This window comes from Phycicoccus mangrovi, from assembly GCF_018729305.1.
Classification (GTDB): Bacteria; Actinomycetota; Actinomycetes; order Actinomycetales; family Dermatophilaceae; genus Phycicoccus; species Phycicoccus jejuensis.
In genome coordinates this window covers 26,057-43,145 of record NZ_JAHHWP010000027.1, presented here as the reverse complement: position 1 = coordinate 43,145, position 17,089 = coordinate 26,057, and the positions used below count along the sequence as shown (strand labels likewise).

At 74.2% G+C, this 17,089-nt stretch carries 16 protein-coding genes; 7 read left to right on the top strand and 9 right to left on the bottom strand.

What is annotated here, in order from left to right; genetic code table 11:
• Positions 1 to 4: 4 nt before the first annotated feature.
• Positions 5 to 865 (top strand): tryptophan 2,3-dioxygenase, encoded by an 861-nt coding sequence (kynA, locus tag KMZ30_RS20515; protein ID WP_215514384.1) that lies wholly within the window; start codon positions 5 to 7, stop codon positions 863 to 865.
• Between the two features lie 14 nt (positions 866 to 879).
• On the opposite strand, the gene KMZ30_RS20510 is transcribed toward kynA, so the two are convergent.
• On the bottom strand, positions 880 to 2,796 hold the full coding sequence (locus KMZ30_RS20510) for a vWA domain-containing protein (RefSeq protein WP_215514383.1): 1,917 nt from the start codon (positions 2,794 to 2,796) through the stop codon (positions 880 to 882).
• A 117-nt stretch (positions 2,797 to 2,913) separates the two neighbouring features.
• Between KMZ30_RS20510 and KMZ30_RS20505 the strand changes: the two genes are divergently transcribed.
• From KMZ30_RS20505 to KMZ30_RS20495, 3 genes are read left to right on the top strand one after another with little or no spacing between them, the layout of a single operon-like run.
• Complete coding sequence (locus tag KMZ30_RS20505) at positions 2,914 to 3,360, top strand: helix-turn-helix domain-containing protein (protein ID WP_215514382.1); 447 nt, start codon at positions 2,914 to 2,916, stop codon at positions 3,358 to 3,360.
• A complete protein-coding gene (locus KMZ30_RS20500) occupies positions 3,353 to 4,684 on the top strand; it encodes a serine/threonine-protein kinase (protein WP_215514381.1) in 1,332 nt (443 codons plus the stop codon). The genes KMZ30_RS20505 and KMZ30_RS20500 overlap by 8 nt, the downstream gene beginning before the upstream one ends.
• Positions 4,685 to 4,737: 53 nt before the next feature.
• Positions 4,738 to 5,655, top strand: a complete 918-nt coding sequence (locus KMZ30_RS20495; RefSeq protein WP_215514380.1) for a PfkB family carbohydrate kinase — start codon at positions 4,738 to 4,740, stop codon at positions 5,653 to 5,655.
• A 34-nt stretch (positions 5,656 to 5,689) separates the two neighbouring features.
• On the opposite strand, the gene KMZ30_RS20490 is transcribed toward KMZ30_RS20495, so the two are convergent.
• Positions 5,690 to 6,094, bottom strand: coding sequence for a MerR family transcriptional regulator (locus KMZ30_RS20490; protein ID WP_215514398.1), 405 nt, complete (start codon positions 6,092 to 6,094; stop codon positions 5,690 to 5,692).
• 139 nt (positions 6,095 to 6,233) lie between these two features.
• On the opposite strand from KMZ30_RS20490, the gene KMZ30_RS20485 reads away from it, so the two are divergent.
• The gene (locus tag KMZ30_RS20485; protein ID WP_215514379.1) at positions 6,234 to 7,421 is read left to right on the top strand and encodes an acyl-CoA dehydrogenase family protein; all 1,188 of its coding nucleotides are present in this window, start codon (positions 6,234 to 6,236) and stop codon (positions 7,419 to 7,421) included.
• Entirely contained in the window at positions 7,418 to 8,986 is a 1,569-nt protein-coding gene (locus KMZ30_RS20480; protein WP_215514378.1) for an acyl-CoA carboxylase subunit beta, read from the top strand. The genes KMZ30_RS20485 and KMZ30_RS20480 overlap by 4 nt, the downstream gene beginning before the upstream one ends.
• A 118-nt stretch (positions 8,987 to 9,104) precedes the next feature.
• Here the strand turns inward: KMZ30_RS20480 and KMZ30_RS20475 are convergent, their stop codons facing one another.
• The 6 genes from KMZ30_RS20475 to KMZ30_RS20450 all read right to left on the bottom strand — a co-directional run bounded on the left by KMZ30_RS20475 (position 9,105) and on the right by KMZ30_RS20450 (position 15,183).
• Positions 9,105 to 9,422, bottom strand: coding sequence for a winged helix-turn-helix domain-containing protein (locus KMZ30_RS20475; RefSeq protein WP_215514377.1), 318 nt, complete (start codon positions 9,420 to 9,422; stop codon positions 9,105 to 9,107).
• The gene (locus KMZ30_RS20470) at positions 9,419 to 9,907 is read right to left on the bottom strand and encodes a hypothetical protein (RefSeq protein WP_215514376.1); all 489 of its coding nucleotides are present in this window, start codon (positions 9,905 to 9,907) and stop codon (positions 9,419 to 9,421) included. The genes KMZ30_RS20475 and KMZ30_RS20470 overlap by 4 nt, the downstream gene beginning before the upstream one ends.
• Before the next feature lie 141 nt (positions 9,908 to 10,048).
• A complete protein-coding gene (locus tag KMZ30_RS20465) occupies positions 10,049 to 10,708 on the bottom strand; it encodes a Maf family protein (RefSeq protein WP_215514375.1) in 660 nt (219 codons plus the stop codon).
• A 30-nt stretch (positions 10,709 to 10,738) separates the two neighbouring features.
• Positions 10,739 to 12,628 (bottom strand): cation:proton antiporter domain-containing protein, encoded by a 1,890-nt coding sequence (locus KMZ30_RS22560; protein WP_215514374.1) that lies wholly within the window; start codon positions 12,626 to 12,628, stop codon positions 10,739 to 10,741.
• 93 nt (positions 12,629 to 12,721) lie between these two features.
• Positions 12,722 to 13,327, bottom strand: coding sequence for a TetR/AcrR family transcriptional regulator (locus tag KMZ30_RS20455; RefSeq protein ID WP_215514373.1), 606 nt, complete (start codon positions 13,325 to 13,327; stop codon positions 12,722 to 12,724).
• Between the two features lie 167 nt (positions 13,328 to 13,494).
• On the bottom strand, positions 13,495 to 15,183 hold the full coding sequence (locus KMZ30_RS20450; protein WP_308284338.1) for a DUF885 domain-containing protein: 1,689 nt from the start codon (positions 15,181 to 15,183) through the stop codon (positions 13,495 to 13,497).
• Positions 15,184 to 15,247: 64 nt separating this feature from the next.
• Between KMZ30_RS20450 and KMZ30_RS20445 the strand changes: the two genes are divergently transcribed.
• Entirely contained in the window at positions 15,248 to 15,910 is a 663-nt protein-coding gene (locus tag KMZ30_RS20445; protein ID WP_308279892.1) for an MOSC domain-containing protein, read from the top strand.
• A gap of 220 nt (positions 15,911 to 16,130) precedes the next feature.
• On the opposite strand, the gene KMZ30_RS20440 is transcribed toward KMZ30_RS20445, so the two are convergent.
• Positions 16,131 to 17,057 (bottom strand): hypothetical protein, encoded by a 927-nt coding sequence (locus KMZ30_RS20440; RefSeq protein WP_215514372.1) that lies wholly within the window; start codon positions 17,055 to 17,057, stop codon positions 16,131 to 16,133.
• Between the last annotated feature and the right edge of the window lie 32 nt (positions 17,058 to 17,089).

Below are 17,089 nucleotides of genomic sequence, written 5' to 3'. Positions count from 1 at the left end.
GACCATGAGCGACGACGCGGTCGACCGGGCCCAGCGAGCACTCGAGGAGGGCATCTCGCGGGACTTCGGCACCGCGATGTCGTACGGCGCCTACCTCGACCTCGACACGCTGCTGTCGGCGCAGCACCCCCGCAGCGAGCCGCCCCAGCACGACGAGCTGCTCTTCATCGTGCAGCACCAGGTGTCGGAACTGTGGCTCAAGCTGCTGCTGCACGAGCTGCGTTCCGCGCGAACGCTGCTCGCCGCCGACGAGCTCGCCCCGGCGCTCAAGCGGCTCGCGCGGGTCAAGCACGTGCAGCGTCAGCTCGTGGAGATGTGGGACGTGCTCGCGACCCTCACGCCGAGCGAGTACGCGCAGATCCGCCCGTTCCTCGCGACGAGCTCGGGCTTCCAGAGCGACCAGTACCGCGCGGTCGAGTTCCTCCTCGGCAACAAGAACGCCGACATGCTCCGCGTGTTCGAGCACGACGCCCGGGCGAGTGCCCTCCTCGAGGAGCTCCTCGCCGAGCCGACGCTCTACGACGAGTTCCTGCGCCTCCTCGCGCGCCGCGGGTACGCCGTCCCGGAGGCGGTCCTGCACCGGGACGTCCGAGCGCCCTACCGGCTCGACCCGGACCTCGTCGCCGTCGTCGCGGAGGTGTACGCCGCCCCCGACGAGCACTGGGGCGTCTACGAGACCTGCGAGGAGCTCGTCGACATCGAGGACCTGTTCCAGCAGTGGCGCTTCCGCCATCTCCAGGTCGTCACGCGCACCATCGGCCACAAGGTCGGCACGGGCGGGTCGAGCGGCGTCGACTTCCTGCGCCGCGCGCTGGACCTCACGTTCTTCCCCGAGCTCTACGAGGTGCGCACGCAGGTCGGCTGACGAGCACACCCTCGTCAGGACCGGTCGCGCGCGACGTCCCTCCGGCTCGCGAGGACGGCGGCCCCGACGACCGCGGCCGTGGCCGCGACGAGGCCGCCCGCCACCCAGACCCATCCGGGCAGGCCCGGGGCCCGCTCCGCCGTGGCGGCCGAGTCAGCGGTCGAGGCGTCGGTCGACCCGACGGTCGGGGTCGCCGACACGACCGGTGACGGCGACGAGACCTGTGTGGACGTCGCGTACGCCGGTGCGGCAGAGGCCTCCCCGGCGACCTCGAGCCGGAACGTCACGTCGAGGGGCACCGTGACGTCGGAGTCGACCCGGGGGACCGAGATCGCGACGTAGTACTGGCCGGCCAGGCTCGAGAAGCGGGTGGGGAAGTCCTCCCGGTTGCGGTACCGGACGGGCGCGCTCTCGCGGACCACCCGGGAGTCGGGGCGACCGAGGGTCCCGAGGGGACCGGCGGACACCCGCCCGCGGGTGGGGTCGAAGAGGTTGGCGTCGAAGAGGGGGCCGGTGAACTCGTCGGTGGCGGGGCGGACCGGGCCGACGGTCAGCTTGACCTGCTGGCCCCACTGCACGGGCACGCGGTAGTAGATGGTCTCGCCGCTGACGTACTGCTCCGTCCACGTCCCCGCCGTGACGGGGGTGGCGCTGCCGAAGTCGGTGCCACCGACGACCGGCCGGGCCGCGCCCGCGTCGACGGTCGAGGGCACGGGGTCGGCCTCGGGCGCCGGCTCCGGCAGGGCGTCGACGTCGGTGACCGGAGGCTCCTCGACGACGAGGATCTCGGCGTCGACCGGCGTCCCGGACCCCGTCCGGGTCACGCGCAGCGGGATGTCGGTGAGGTCGCCGCAGCGTTCGGGATCCTGGGCGGTGCCGCCGGGCAGGACGAGCGAGTCGCTGACGACGGATGCCAGGCTCGACAGGCCGATGCGTTGCGCCCGGCCGGGGAGGCTGGTGCAGGACGAGCCCCGCGCGTCCTCGGCCCGGAACTCGATCACGTCGTCGGTGACGTCGTCCCCCTCGAGGTCCACGCCGGGCCGGGCGACGAACGAGACGTGCAGGGTGGACCGGGGGATCGTCCGCCGGACGACGAGGTGCTCGGGCGCCGCGCCCGACGTGAACGTGTCGACGTACTGGCCGGCGGTGAGCACCGGCGCGCCCTCGGGCCCGGTGGTCCCGGCGACCCGGGTCCCGGACGTCCCGAACTGCCGGGCGGCGCGCACCGAGAGGCGCGTGAGGTTGGTGGCCAGCTCGTCCGCGTTCTTGGCGTCGTAGTAGGTCCCGCCTCCGGCCCGGGCGATGCACGTCAGCTGCCGGCGGGCCGCCGCGTCCACCCCGAAGCCGACCGTGTCGATGCGCAGGTCCACCCCGGACCCGACGAGCCGTCGCACGACCGGGCACGGGTCGGGCACGCACGACTCCTCGCCGTCGGACACGAGGACGACGGTGCGCCGGCCGGTGGGGCCGAGGTCGTCGAGGGCCGCCTCGAGGGAGCGGGCGATCGGCGTCTCGCCGAGGGCCCGGAAGCCCTTGATGGTGCGCGTCATCGCCGCCCGGTCGAGCGGGCCGACGGGCTGCACGAGACGGGTGTCGGCGCAGGCGGCCTTCGTCGGCCGCCCACCGCCGTCGACCTCGGCGCCGTACACGCGCAGGCCGACCGAGCTGTCTGCCGGGAGGTCGCGGACGACCGCGGTGAGCGCCTGCTTCGCGGCCTCCATCTTCGACAGGCCCGACGGGTCCGGTCGCTTCATGGACCCGGAGGCGTCGAGGAGCAGGAGCAGGCGCGAGTCCGCGGGGTCGTCCTCGGCGGCGATTCCGCCGGCCGGGGCCCGGGTCGGCGCCGTGGCGGTCGCGGGTGGCGCGACGAGCAGGGCCGTCGTCATCAGCGTGGCGGCCAGCGCGAGGGCGCGGCGGGCGTGGCGTGGCATGGTCTGGACCCCCCGGGTAGAAGACGCTCGTGGTGCGCGATGGCGACCGTATACATTCGCGATCGCAAACGTCAAGGTGCAGCCGGCGTGCGGTCCCCGGTCCCTACACTGGCCGCCGTGACGACGACCGAGGCCCTCGAGCAGCAGCGCGCCCTGTACGGCGCACCGCTCGCCGACCTCGCGTCCGAGGTCCGGGGGGCGCTCGGGCTCTCGCAGGCCGGTCTCGCCCGCGTGCTCGGCCTGTCCGCCCCGATGCTCTCCCAGCTGCTCAGCGGGCAACGGACGAAGATCGGCAACCCGGCCGTGGTGCACCGGCTCGAGTCCCTGCTCGACCTCGCGCGGCGCGGCGCCCCCGCGGACGCCGAGGGCCTGCAGGCGCGCCTGGAGGAGATCGCGGCCGAGCAGGCCACCCTCACCGCCGACGCCGGCGCGGACGTCGCAGCCGCCGCCCGCGCGCTCGCCCGCGTCGTCGACGCCGACGAGCTCGCGGCGGCCGCGAGCCGGGTCGGGTCGCCGGTGCTCGCCGAGGTCCTGCGCCGGGCCGCGGACGTCGCGCGTGGGTGAGGTCTTCGCCGGGCGCTACGAGCTGCTCGACGTCATCGGCGAGGGCGGGATGGGCTCGGTCTGGCGGGTCTGGGACCGCCGCGAGGAACGGGTCGTCGCCGCGAAGGTCCTGCGGCAGTCGGACGCCGTCTCGCTGCTGCGCTTCGTGCGCGAGCAGGCGGTCCGGGTCCGGCACCCGCACGTGCTCACGCCGCTGGGGTGGGCGGGGGAGGACGACCGCGTCCTGTTCACGATGCCCGTCGTCGACGGGGGCTCCGTCGCCTCGCTCGTGGGGGACCACGGCCCGCTCCCGCCGCTGCTCGTCGCCGAGCTGCTGCGCCAGCTGCTGTCCGCCCTCGGCTCCGTGCACCGTGCCGGCATCGTCCACCGTGACGTCAAACCGGCGAACCTCCTGCTCCTCGCGACGGGCCGCGAGCGTCCGCACCTGTTGCTCACCGACTTCGGCATCGCGGTCGACGAGAGCGTGCCGCGCTTCACGCGCACCGGCGGGGTGACCGGAACGCCCGGGTACATCGCCCCCGAGTCCGAGGACGACGAGGTCACGCCCCTCGTCGACGTCTACGCCGCCGGGCAGGTGGGCCGGGCGATGCTCACCGCGCTGCGGCCGGCGGACGCCCGGTCCGCCGAGCGGCCGGCCGGGTGCCCCGCGCAGCTGTGGTCGGCGATCGAGGCGATGTCAGCGGCCGACCCGGCGGCCCGTCCGGGCTCGGCCGAGGCCGCCGCCCTCCTCCTCGCCGGGAGCGGCCTCACCTGGACTCCCGGGGCGATGGGTGACGTCGAGGTCCTCCGGCACGTCGAGGCCGACCCCGGCGGGCGGTGGCAGCTCGGCGTCACCCCGCTCGACGACCTGCCGACCCGCGCCTCGGTCGCCGCGGCCCCGGTGACCATCCCGCCACCGTCGGACGGCGCCGACGGCGTCGTGGCGCCGGCCGCGCCGCCGTCCCCGGGTGGCCGTGGACGGCGCTCGCGGGTCCTCCTCCTCGGCGCGACGCTCGGTGTGCTCGCCGTGCTGGTCGGTGGCGTCGTCCGGGCGACGGGCGGGCTCGACGAGCCGTCGGGTCCGACGCCGGAGAGGTCTCCCGTCGGACGCTCGTCCACGGGGCCGACGCCCACGGCGACCCCGTCCGCGTCGACCCCACCGAGCCCCACCGCGTCGCCGTCGCCGAGCACCGGGACGGTCGAGGTCGGTCCCGTGGTCGTCCGGGCCGGGCAACCGTGCGGCTTCGCCGACGTCGGCCTGCGCGAGACGACGCTCGACGGCGTGCGCGTCGTGTGCGCGCGTGCCGACGACGGTCGCTACCTCTGGGAGCGGCTCTCCGGCTGACGCGCGGACGGCCGAGGGCCTCGCGGGCGGTCGGGCGTCACTAGGGTCGGAGGATGCCGCCCCGGGTCATCCACACCGCGCAGGCCCTCGTCGACGCCGTGATGGAGGTGCCGTCCCTCCCGCGGGGCGGCGGCAACGTCATGGCCACCTCCTACCGGCGCTACGCCGGTGGCGCCGTGACCATCCTGCTCGCGGCGGCCCGCTCGGGAGCGCACGCCGTGCACGCCGGCGCCGTCGGCACCGGCCCGAACGGCGACCTCGTGCGGGCCGCGCTCGCGGCGGACGGCGTGGAGGCGTCGGCCCCGCCGGTCGAGGGCTCGGACACGGGGGTCTGCATCGTGCTCGTCGAGCCGAGCGCGGAGCGCAGCTTCGTGACGACCCAGGGCGCCGAGCGCGAGATCACGGTCGCCTCCCTGGCGACGAGCGCCCCCGTCGCGGGCGACTTCGTCTGCGTCAGCGGCTACTCGCTCGTCGGGCGCACGCGCGACCCGCTGATGGAGTGGCTCGGCACCCTCGACGACGGGGTGCACGTCGTCCTCGACCCCGGCGCCGCCTTCGCCGAGGCGCCCGCCGCCGTCCGCGACGCGCTGCTGGCCCGCACGACCGTGTGGACGGGCAACGCCGAGGAGTCGGAGGCGCTGGCCGGGCTGCGCGGCCTGCAGGAGGCGGCGCAGGTCGTGGCCGGCATCCTGCGGCCGGACGCCGTCACCGTCGTCCGAGACGGTCCGCGGGGATGCCTCGTGCGGGCCGACGGGTGCGACGACGTGCTGCCGGGCCACCCGCAGCGCCCGGTCGACACCAACGGCGCCGGCGACACCCACACCGGGGTGCTGCTCGCCGAGCGTGCTGCCGGCCTCTCGTGGGTCGACGCGGCGGTGCGCGCCAACGCGGCGGCCGCTGTGAAGGTGACCCGGCGTGGCCCGGACACCGCCCCCACGCGCGCCGAGGTCGACGCCTTCCTCGCGGGCTGAGCCGGAGCGCCGGCGGACGGTCGTGGTGCGCGGCTCAGCGCATCCGGCCGAGGTCCTCGCGGCAGCGGCGCTCGAAGCCGTCGAGCTCGGCGAGCGCGGCCTCGAGGTCGCGCCGGCGTTGCTCGAGGTCGGCGCGCCGCTCGTCGATCTGGGCGAGGACGTACTCCAGCTGGCTGCGCCGGCCGCGCGGGGCGTCGTAGAGGTCGATGATCGTGCGGATCTCCTCGAGCGGGAACCCGAGGCGCTTGCCGCGCAGGACCAGCCCGAGGCGGGTGCGGTCGCGCCGGTGGTAGACGCGCGTCGTGCCGCGGCGCTCGGGGGAGATGAGGCCGAGGTCCTCGTAGTGGCGCACGGTGCGGTGGGTGACGCCGAACTCGTCGGCGACCTCGGCGATCGTCCACGTCGTGGCGTCGCCCGCCGGGTCGACCTCGTCGGGCAGGACGTCCGTCGTGCCGGGGGAGGTGCGCTGGCTTGTCACGGAGGCGAGTATTGCTTTACGTTGACGTCAACGTCAAGAACGTGACCACCGCCGGCCGCCGTGACCCGGGGCCGTGCACCTCGAGCGCGAAGGGGCGCCCATGTACGAGCTCAGCAAGGACCACGAGGACTTCCGGGCGGTCGTCCGCGAGTTCGCGACCGACGCCGTCGAGCCGCACGTCGCGCAGTGGGACCGCGACCACCACTTCCCGGCCGACCTCGTGCCGCGGATGGGGGAGCTCGGGCTCTTCGGGCTCGTCGTCCCCGAGGCGTTCGGCGGGTCGCTCGAGGACGCCGACGGCGGCGCCTTCACGAGCCTGTGCATCGCCATCGAGGAGCTCGGCCGGGTCGACCAGTCGATCGGCATCACGCTCTCGGCCGGGGTCGGCCTGGGCATCAACCCGATCCTCACGTACGGCAGCGACGAGCAGAAGGAGCGCTTCCTGCCCGACCTCGTCGCCGGCCGCGCGCTCGCCGGCTTCGGCCTCACCGAGCCGGACGCCGGGTCGGACGCCGGCGCCACCCGCACCAAGGCGGTGCTCGACGGCGGCGACTGGGTCGTCGACGGGGCGAAGGCGTTCATCACGAACTCCGGCACCGACATCACGTCCGTCGTCACCGTCACGGCGCGCACCGGCACGCTCGACAACGGCCGTCCCGAGATCAGCGCCATCATGATCCCTTCCGGTACAACCGGGTTCACCGTCGAGCCGGCCTACCAGAAGATGGGCTGGAACATCTCCGACACCCACGGCCTCTCGTTCGCCGGGTGCCGCGTGCCCGAGGCCAACCTCCTCGGAGAGCGCGGGCGCGGCTTCCACCAGTTCCTCAAGACCCTCGACGACGGGCGCATCGCGATCAGCGCGCTCGCGCTCGGCCTCATCACCCGGATGCGCGAGGAGGCCGCGGCGTACGCGAAGTCCCGCATCGCCTTCGGTCGCCCGATCGGCGTCAACCAGGGTGTCGCCTTCCCCGTCGCGGACCTCGCCGTCATGGAGGACGCCGCCCGCCTGCTCACCTACCGGGCCGCGTGGCTCAAGGACGAACACGAGGCCGGCCGCCGCTCGGTCGAGGAGGTCAAGCAGGCCGCCGCCAAGGCGAAGCTCTACACCTCCGAGGCGGCGGTCACCGCGACCCGCATCGCGACCCAAGTCTTCGGCGGCAACGGCTTCATGGAGGAGTACCCGGTGGCGCGCTTCTACCGCGACGCGAAGATCCTCGAGATCGGCGAGGGCACCTCCGAGGTCCAGCGGATGGTCCTCGCGAAGGGCCTCGGCCTCCCGGCATGAGCACCGACCCCGTGACCACCGACGCCCGCGTCGCCGACGTCCGCGCCCGGCTGCAGGCGGCCCACGCGGCCTCGGCCGCGCCGACGGAGAAGGCGGCGGCCAAGCTCGCCGCCCAGGGCAAGCTCTACGTCCGCGACCGCATCGCGCTGCTGCTCGACGAGGGCTCATTCGTCGAGGACGGCCGCTACGCCAACTCGCGCGCGGCTGGGCTGCCGGCCGACGGTGTGGTCACCGGGCGGGGCACGGTCGAGGACCGGCCCGTCGTCGTCATCGCCAACGACCCGACCGTCAAGGCGGGGTCGTGGGGCGCGCGCACCGTCGAGAAGATCGTGCGCGCCACCGAGACCGCGCTGCGCGAGGAGTTGCCGGTCTTCTGGCTCGTCGACTCCGCGGGCGCCCGGATCACCGACCAGGTCGAGATGTTCCCGGGTCGTCGCGGGGCGGGGCGGATCTTCCACCACCAGGTCGCGCTCTCGGGCAAGGTGCCGCAGATCTGCTGCCTCTTCGGCCCGTCGGCCGCGGGCGGCGCGTACATCCCGAGCTTCTGTGACGTCATCATCATGGTCGAGGGCAACGCCTCGATGTACCTCGGCAGCCCGCGGATGGCCGAGATGGTCGTCGGCGAGAAGGTGTCGCTCGAGGAGATGGGCGGCGCCCGGATGCACTGCACCGTCTCGGGCGTCGGCGACCTGCTCGCCGCCGACGACACCGAGGCCATCGAGCTCGCCCGCCTGTACTTCTCGTACGTGCCCGACTCGTGGCGCGTCCCCACGCCGAGCTACCACGCCGAGGAGCCGGCCGCGCCGCTGACGCAGGCCAGCGTGCCCGAGCGCGAGAGCCAGCCGTTCGACGTCCACGAGCTGATCGACGGCCTCGTCGACGACGGCAGCTTCTTCGAGATCAAGCCGCTCTTCGCCCCCGAGCTCGTCGTCGGCTTCGGCCGGATGGCGGGGGAGTCGGTCGGCATCGTCGCCAACAACTCGGCCGTCAAGGGCGGTGTGCTGTTCACCGACTCCGCCGACAAGGCCGCACGCTTCATCTGGCTGTGTGACGCGTTCTCGATCCCGCTCGTCTACCTCGCTGACGTCCCCGGCTTCATGATCGGCTCCGAGGTCGAGCGTGGCGGCATCATCCGGCACGGCGCGAAGATGGTCTCGGCCGTCGCCTCCGCGACCGTGCCGCAGTTCTGCGTCGTCGTCCGCAAGGCCTACGGCGCAGGGCTGTACGCGATGGGCGGGCCGGGCTTCGGCCCCGACGCGACGATCGCCCTGCCGACGGCGCGCATCGCCGTCATGGGCCCCGAGGCCGCCGTCAACGCGGTGTACGCCAACAAGATCGCCGAGATCGAGGCCGCCGAGGGGGCCGAGGCGCGCGACGCGTTCGTCGAGGCACGCCGGGCCGAGTACCTCGAGGACGTCGACCTCGAGCGGCTCGCCGCCGATCTCGTCGTCGACCAGGTGGTCGAGGCCGACGAGCTGCGGGCCGAGCTGCTGCACCGGCTGCGCTACGCCGCCCGCCGCGACCGGCACTTCTCGTCCAAGCGCCGCGACGTCCCCCCGGTCTGACCTCGTCCGGACCTCGGCCCCCAGCCGTCGAGTGAACAGAACACGCCGCGTGCCCGGTCGCTCGCACGGCGTGTTCTGTACACTCGACGGGTTCTCGGGCAGGGGACGGGCGGCGTGCTCAGGCGCCGGCGATGTCGCGCAGCGCCGCGAGGTGGCCCTGCCACGCGTCGCGGCCCGCTCGCGTGAGTGACAGCCACGTCCGCGGCCGCTTGCCGACGTAGCCCTTGCGGACCTTGACGTAGCCGGCCTGCTCCATCGCCGAGACCTGCTTGGAGAGCACCGAGTCCGACACCTCCACCTCGTCGCGGACGAGGGCGAACTCGGCCTCGTCGACGCCGGCGAGCGTGGCGGCGATGCTGAAGCGCACCGGGGCGTGGAGGACGTCGTCGAGGCGGTGTCGCGCGTGCGGGGGACGGGTGGTGCCGTCGGCGCTCACCGCGGGTCACCGCGGCGGATGCGCACCGCCGCCAGGAGCATCGGGGCCGCGACGACGACCCCGGCGAGCGCGAGCAGCCACGGGTTCTCCGACGGGGCCAAGCCGTCCATCTTCTGCTCCGCCTCGCGGATGTTGAGGCCGATGGCGGCGACGAGGAACAGCCCGAAGGTCGTCCCGAGCCCGATCCGGCCGGCGCGCCGGGCGTGCCGTGGCCAGGCCCGCGAGGCGCGGGTCTGCCACGTCGCGAGCCCGGCGACCGCGAGCACGTAGGCGACGAGCAGGGGCTGCTCGAGCGGGGTGTCGTCGGTCGCCCGTGAGAGCGACAGGTAGGCGCCCATGACGGCGCCGAAGCCGGCGGTGGCCCAGGCGTGGACGCGGCGCTCGGCGTCGCGACGGCCGGTGGCGGCCTCCGCGTGGGCGAGCCGCTCGCGGGCCTGCTGGGGCGTGATGTCGTTCATCGTGGATCCCTCCCGTGTCGTGTGCATGGACCCAACGCTACGAAAGTACTTTCCACTCTGTCAAGTACTTTCTGACGAACTCCCGCAGCGGGCTACACCGCAGTACCTGCCGCCACGGCGACAGCTACCGCGGTGTAGCCCGCGACGGGGCGAGGGGGGAGGGTCGCGTCAGCGGGTGCGCAGGTCGTGCCAGGCGAGACCGAGCTCGCCGACGAGCTCGCGCAGCAGCGGCAGGGAGACGCCGACGACGGTGCCGGGGTCGCCCTCGATGCCGGCGACGTAGGGCCCGCCGAGGCCGTCGAGGGTGAAGGCGCCGGCGACCCGCAGGGGCTCCCCGGTCGCGACGTAGTCGTCGATCTCGGCGTCGGAGAGGTCGGCGAAGTGCACCGTCGTGCTCGCCGTGCCACCGAGCTGGCCACCGGTCCCGCCGTCGCCGGTGTCGCGCAGGTCGACGAGCCAGTGGCCGGTGTGCAGGACCCCGGAGCGCCCGCGCATCCGCCGCCAGCGCTCGACGGCCTCGGCGGCGTCGGTGGGCTTGCCGTGGATCTCGCCGTCGAGCTCGAGCATGGAGTCGCAGCCGAGGACGAGCTCGACCTGCAGGTCCTCGCCGGACTCCTCGAGGCTCGCGACGACGTCCTCGGCCTTCGCACGGGCGAGGAGCAGGGTGACGTCCTCGGCCGCGAGCGTGCCGTGCTCCTGCTCGGCCGCGGCGACGGCACCGGGCTCGTCGACGTCGGAGACCCGGACGACGGGCTCGACACCGGCCGACCGGAGGGTCGCGAGGCGGGCGGGGCTGGCGGAGGCGAGGACGAGGGTGACGTCGGGCATGGCGCACACGCTAGACGGCGGCGCCGGGCCTCAGCCCAGCACCTCGTCGACGAAGCACCAGCGCCACGCCTCGCCGGGCTCGATCGAGCGCATCACGGGATGACCCGAGGTGTGGAAGTGGCGGCTCGCGTGCTGCCCGACGGAGGAGTCGCAGCAGCCGACGTGCCCGCACTCGGTGCACGAGCGCAGGTGCACCCAGGTGAGGCCCTCGGCGCGGCACTCGGGGCACCCCTCGGTGTCGGACGGCGGGTGCGGGGCGCTGTCGTCGGCGAGGTGCTCGCACGCGCCGGCCACCCGGTCGGGGGGCCGCAGCTCCGACTCGCGCACCCCGGCCGTGCGGGTGGCGCTCCACACGAGGGCGGTCTCCTCGGCGTCGAGCTGGGCGAGCACGCTCGTGAGGACGGCGTGGTCGACCTCGCCGTTGCCGCGGATGCGCAGCAGCTCCTCGCGCTCGGCGCGGATCATCTCGGCGCGCAGCCGGGCCCGGGCCTCGGCGGGGCTCTCGCGGTCGGTCCGGCCGAGCGTCCCGAGGCGCTCCCAGCTGCGGTTGACCCGGTCGGCGGCCTGCTGGCGGATGACCTCGAGCACGTCCTGGTCGACGTGGGGGTCGGCCTCGAGGTGGCGCAGCCCGGCCCCGGTCGTGGCGCCGAGCACGGTCGCCTCCTGGAGCGCGTCCTCGCGCGGGTCGGGGCCGCGGACGTCGAGCGCCCGCGCGAGCGCCGGCAGGGTCGTGCCCTGGAGGACGAGCGTGCCGACGGTGACGACGAGCGCGATGAGCACGAGCTCGGGTCGCATCGGGGTGTCCTCGGGCAGGGTGAGGGCCGCCGCGAGGGTGACGACCCCCCGCATCCCGGCCCAGCCGGTGACGAGGGACCACCCGACCATCTGCCGGCGGTCGGCCCGGCCCCGCAGCACCTGGACGACCGACTGCCCGAAGAGCCACAGCGGCCGCAGGACGAGGACGGTCAGCAGCACGGCGCCGGCCACGGCCAGCGTGCGGCCGGCGCCGAGCTCGCCGGTACGGGTGTCCTGGAACAGCGTCCACACCTGCAGCCCGATGAGCAGGAAGACCGCGTTCTCGAGGACGAAGGTGACGCTGCCCCAGTTGATGCGCTCCGCCAGGCGTGACGGCGCGGACTGCAGCACCGGCGCGCGGTAGGCCAGCAGCAGGCCTGCCGTGACGACGGCGAGGACGCCCGACGCGCCGACCGCCTCCGCCGGGGCGTACGCGACGTACGGCGCGATGAACGACAGCGCCGTGTCGGCGGCGACCTCGGTGAGCCGACGGCGCATCCAGCCGATGACGACGAAGGCGACGACCCCGACGGCCACGCCGCCGACCGCCGCGACCAGCAGCTCGAGGGTGACCGACGCGAAGGTGACCTCCGTGATCTCGGCGCCGTGCGCCGCGAGGCCGGCGGCCGCGAGGGCGGTGCGGAGGGTGACGAGCGCCGTCGCGTCGTTGAGCAGCGACTCGCCCTCGAGGATCGTCGTGATCTTGCGCGGCAGGCCGATCCGGCGGGCCACGGCGGTGGCCGCGACGGCGTCCGGGGGTGCGACGACCGCTCCGAGCGCCAGCGCCAGGGCGAACGAGACGCCCGGCATGAGGGCCCACACGACGAGCGCGACCCCGAACGCGGTGAAGAGGACGAGGCCGACCGACAGGCTGAGGATCTTCGAGCGGAAGGTCCGGATGTCGACGAGCGAGCTCGACAGCGCCGCCGAATACAGCAGCGGCGGCAGCAGCCCGAAGAGCGCGACCTCGGGGGAGAGGCGGATCTCGGGGACCTGGGGGACGGCGGACAGCACGGCGCCGACGACGAGCAGCGCGATCGGCGCCGGGACCCGGAGGGGGGCGGCGAGACGGCTGACGACGATGACGACGAGGATGATGGCGACGACGAGCGCGGCGGGCTCCACGCGGGCATTCTCGCCTGTTCCTGCGCCGGAGGGGAGCGCGGGGCGGCGGTGCTCGGCCCGTGGACGCCCGGCGGCCGGTCGACGGCCCGGCCGTCAGCGGGTGACGGCGTCCTCGAGCGCGCCGGTCAGGTAGTGCTGCAGGACGGGACCGACGGCGGCGACGAGACGCTCCGGGTCCTCGTCGGAGATGCCCGGCAGCGACAGCACGTAGCGGGAGAAGATGTAGCCGACGAGCTGGCTGCCCATGAGCGAGGCCCGCAGCTCGGGCTCGTCCCCGCCGAGCAGGCGGGCGAGCGGGGTGAGCATCCGCTCCGACAGCACGTCACGGACGAGGAGCGCCGCGTCGTCCTCCGAGGCGGCGGCGCGCACCAGCCCGGTCATCGACTGGCGCGTGCCCGGGTCGTCGAACATCCGGATGACCACCTCCGCCAGACGGTGTCCGGCGCGCTCCGGACCCTCGGAGAGGACGGCCCCCGCCAGCTGGTCGGGGTCGAAGGGGAAGTCGGCGACCGCGACGAAGAGGTTCTGCTTGGTCCCGAAGTAGTGCGTGACGAGGCGCGTGTCGACGTCGGCCTCGCGCGCGATGGCCCGCAGCGTCGTGCCGGGGTACCCGTGCTCGCCGAACTGGTGCTTGGCCGCGGCGAGGATGTCCTCGCGGGTGTTGCTGCCCGCGGGGCGTCTCCCTCGTGATCTCGGCACCGGCGCTCCTCCGTGTCCGTGTCCGTGTCCCACGGTCGCAGGACGGGGAGGCATCGACCCGGTCGCCGGCCCCACCCCCCGTGATCCTCCAGCGTAGGGGACGGGGGTCCACCGGTGTCCACCCCCTCGGGGGCCCCAGTTTCCCGGACCGGGTCGGCCGGGGAGGTTCAGGTCCCGACGACCGCCTCCCGCAGGACGTCGAGTCCCACGGAGCCGACGTCGAGCGCCCGTCGGTGGAAGTCCTTGAGCGAGAAGGCGTCACCCTCGCGCGCCGCCGCCTCGTCGCGCATCTGCAGCCAGAGCCGCTCACCCACCTTGTAGCTGGTGGCCTGACCCGGCCAGCCCAGGTAGCGGTCGAGCTCGAAGCGCAGCATCGCCTCGTCGTCCCGGGCGTGGCGGCGCAGCAGGGTCCACGCCTTGTCGTACGTCCAGGCACCACCCCCGACCTCGGCGGGTGCGTCGAAGCCGCAGTGCAGGCCGATGTCGATGACGACGCGGACGGCCCGCAGCGACTGGGCGTCGAGCATCCCCAGGTGGTTGCCGGGGTCCTCGAGGTGGCCCAGCTCGGCCATGAGGCGCTCCGCGTAGAGGGCCCAGCCCTCGCCGTGGCCGCTCACCCAGCACATCATCCGGCGCCACGTGTTGAGCAGCTCGCGGCGGTACACCGTCTGCGCGACCTGGAGATGGTGACCGGGGACACCCTCGTGGTAGACGGTCGTCAGCTGCTTCCAGGTGACGAACTCGGTGACCCCCTTGGGCACCGACCACCACATCCGGCCGGGCCGCGTGAAGTCGTCGCTCGGGCCGGTGTAGTAGATGCTCCCCGACTGCGTCGGGGCGATCCGGCACTCGATGGTGCGCACCGGATCGGGGATGTCGAAGTGCGTGCCGGCCAGGGCGGCGACGGCCTCGTCGGCGCGCTCCTGCATCCAGGCCTGCAGCGCGTCCGTGCCGTGCAGGAGGTAGGCCTCGTCGCGCTCGAGGTGGGCGACGGCGTCGTCGACGCTGCCTCCGGGGACGATGCGCCGGGCGGTGCGCTCCATGTCCGCGCTGATCCGCGCGAGCTCCTCCTGGCCCCAGGCGTAGGTCTCCTCGAGGTCGATGGTCGCGCCGAGGAAGGTGCGCGACGCGAGGGCGTAGCGGTCGCGTCCGGCGGCGTCGGACTCGGGCGCCCGGTCGAGCAGGTGGGTCGCGAGGTCCTCGCCGGCGCGCCGGTACGCAGCGGCGGCCCCCTCCACGGCGCGACGCAGGTCGGCCGCGACCGCGTCGTCCAGCGGCGCGTCGCCCGCCCGGGCGTCCGCGAGGAAGGCCGCGAAGTAGCCGTCGGGCGCGACGAGGTCCTCGCACTGGCGGATGCACGCCTCGACCTGACGGCGGGGCGTCACGAGCCCGCGGTCGGCCGACTCCCGCAGCGTGCCGGTGTACTGGGCGAGGGCCCGCGGGATCTGGGCGACCCGCGCGGCCATCGTCGCCCACTGCTCCTGGGTGTCGGTCGGCATGAGGTCGAGCACGTCGCGCACGCCCTGGAGCGGGGAGGCGATGACGTCGAGCTGTATCCGGTCCAGGCCGGCGTCGTGCGTCTCGAGCGCGAGCCCGAGCCGCTCGCGCATCGCGGCGACGGTGACGCGGTCGACGTCGTCGACCGGCTCCGTCGCGTCGAGGCGGGCGAGGGTGGAGCGGGCGAGGTCGGCGTGCGCGGCGTAGCCCTCGGGGGAGAGGTCGTCGAGCTCGTGGTCGTGGCCGGGGACACCGAGGTAGGTGGCCTCGACCGGGCTCAGGGCGACGGCGGCGTCGAAGTGGGCGTCGGCGACGGCGTCGACGGCGGTGGGGGTGCGGACGGTGGTGGGCTCGCTCACCCGGCGGACGCTACCCGAGGAGACCGTCTGCGGCGCCCCGGTCTCCCGGCCTAGGCTCGGGCCCGTGACAGCACGCATCCGGTCGGTCAACGTGGGCGGTCCGCGCGCGGGCGTCGGGTCGCGCGGCCGGGCCAGCGCCATCGACAAGCGGCCCGTCGCCGCGGTCGAGGTCCGCGACCCCGGGCCGAAGCGTGGCGGGCTCGGCAGCGGCGTCGTCGGGGACGACGTCGTCTCGCGCAAGCACCACGGAGGGTCGTCGCAGGCGGTCTACGCGGTGGCCCGCGAGGAGCTCGACCACTGGGGCGCCGAGCTCGGGCGCGAGCTGCGGGACGGTCTGTTCGGCGAGAACCTCACGACGGCGGACCTCGACGTCGACGGGGCGCTCGTCGGGGAGCGCTGGCGGGTCGGGACGGCGCTGCTCGAGGTCACCGGGCCGCGCATCCCGTGCGCGACGTTCGGGGCGTGGATGGGGGAGCGCGGCTGGGTGCAGCGCTTCACCGAGCGCGGTCGCACGGGGGCCTACCTCGCGGTGCTCGAGCCGGGGACGGTGTCGGTCGGCGATGTCGTGGAGGTGGTGGAGCGTCCGGAGCACGGCATCGTCGTGCCGCGGGTGTTCCGGGCGCTGTGCGGCGACCTCGAGGCGGCGCACCAGGTGCTCGGGGCGCGGGTGCTCGACCCGCAGCACCACGCCGAGCTCGAGCGGTCGGTCGCCCGCCGCACCCCCTGACCCCGGCAGATGTGCACTAATCGTCGAATGTGTCGATTGCTGCACGGCTGAACGGGGCGGGGTGTGCAGCAATCGTCGAATGTGTCGATTGCTGCACGCCTGAACGGCACGGGGTGTGCAGCAATCGACGAATGTGTCGATTGATGTACGCGCGGGTCGGAGGGGGCGTGCGGCGATCGTTGAAGGTGTCGATGAACGAACGGTCGGCGATGGCGCGCGATCAGGCGGCCACGCGAGTGAGACGAAAGTGGCGGCGCCAGTCGTCGTGCGGTCGGGCGGGCACCGGGACACCCAGGGCCCCCAGCTCGTGGTGCAACCGGCTGACGAGGTTCTCCGTGGCGTTGAACAGCTCGTCCGGAGTGACGACGAGGAATGTCCATCCGTCCTCCTCGGTCAACCGCGAGCGGCGCGAGGAGTCGCGCAGGCGTTGGGCGGGTTCCTCGTGCCACCGACCGTCGTACTCGATGGCGACCCGGTGCCCCTCGAAGGCGAGCTCGATGCGATAGCGGATCGAGCCGTCCTCGTGGTGGGCGGTGACATTGATCTGCGGTTCAGGGAGGCCGGACAACACCATGAGCAGTCGCAGCGACGTCTCGGGTGACGAGTCCACGCCGTCCCGGACGAGGCGCGCGGCGTCGATGGCCTCGGCGCGGCACTGGCCCTCCCAGCCCTCGGCGGACGCACGAAGGTCGAGCTCCGAGATGTGCCCGCGGCGTACGAGGCTGTCCCCGAGGGCGACGAGGTCGACCAGCCCGAGGAACCTCGCGAGATGACAGAACGTGACGGCAGGCGTCGTGACCGGGAGGCCGTGCCTGCGAGTGGTGCTGAGTCGGTAGGTGAAACAGTGCGGCTTGACCCCGCGCAGCCTCCATCGCACGCGGCGGGAAAACGCGACGTGGAGACAGTCGTGGTCCGGGACCCGGCCGCCCCAGAGGCGAGCCGCCGTCCAGTGGCTGAGGACCGCGCCGTCGGGGGCGACGAGGAGTGCCGCGCGAGAGCGGACGACGACCGTGTCGGGTACCCGTGCGTCGACGAGTACTCCGCGCAGGACCGTCCGGTATCGCGACCCACGGAGCGCCCGACCCGAGATGCCGAGGGCGGCGGCATCCGTCGCGAGGAAAGGGCCCAGCGGGTCGTCGGTCTGCATCCGTCGAGCGTGGCACCCGACGCGGCATCCGA

What these genes read in the sequence shown, in the direction of transcription:
- KMZ30_RS20495 (WP_215514380.1), top strand. Translation starts at nt 4,738, where the DNA reads ATGCCGCCCCGGGTCATCCACACCGCGCAGGCCCTCGTCGACGCCGTG.
- KMZ30_RS20510 (WP_215514383.1), bottom strand. Translation starts at nt 2,796, where the DNA reads ATGCCACGCCACGCCCGCCGCGCCCTCGCGCTGGCCGCCACGCTGATG.
- KMZ30_RS20465 (WP_215514375.1), bottom strand. Translation starts at nt 10,708, where the DNA reads ATGCCCGACGTCACCCTCGTCCTCGCCTCCGCCAGCCCCGCCCGCCTC.
- KMZ30_RS20470 (WP_215514376.1), bottom strand. Translation starts at nt 9,907, where the DNA reads ATGCACACGACACGGGAGGGATCCACGATGAACGACATCACGCCCCAG.
- KMZ30_RS20480 (WP_215514378.1), top strand. Translation starts at nt 7,418, where the DNA reads ATGAGCACCGACCCCGTGACCACCGACGCCCGCGTCGCCGACGTCCGC.
- kynA (WP_215514384.1), top strand. Translation starts at nt 5, where the DNA reads ATGAGCGACGACGCGGTCGACCGGGCCCAGCGAGCACTCGAGGAGGGC.
- KMZ30_RS20440 (WP_215514372.1), bottom strand. Translation starts at nt 17,057, where the DNA reads ATGCAGACCGACGACCCGCTGGGCCCTTTCCTCGCGACGGATGCCGCC.
- KMZ30_RS20485 (WP_215514379.1), top strand. Translation starts at nt 6,234, where the DNA reads ATGTACGAGCTCAGCAAGGACCACGAGGACTTCCGGGCGGTCGTCCGC.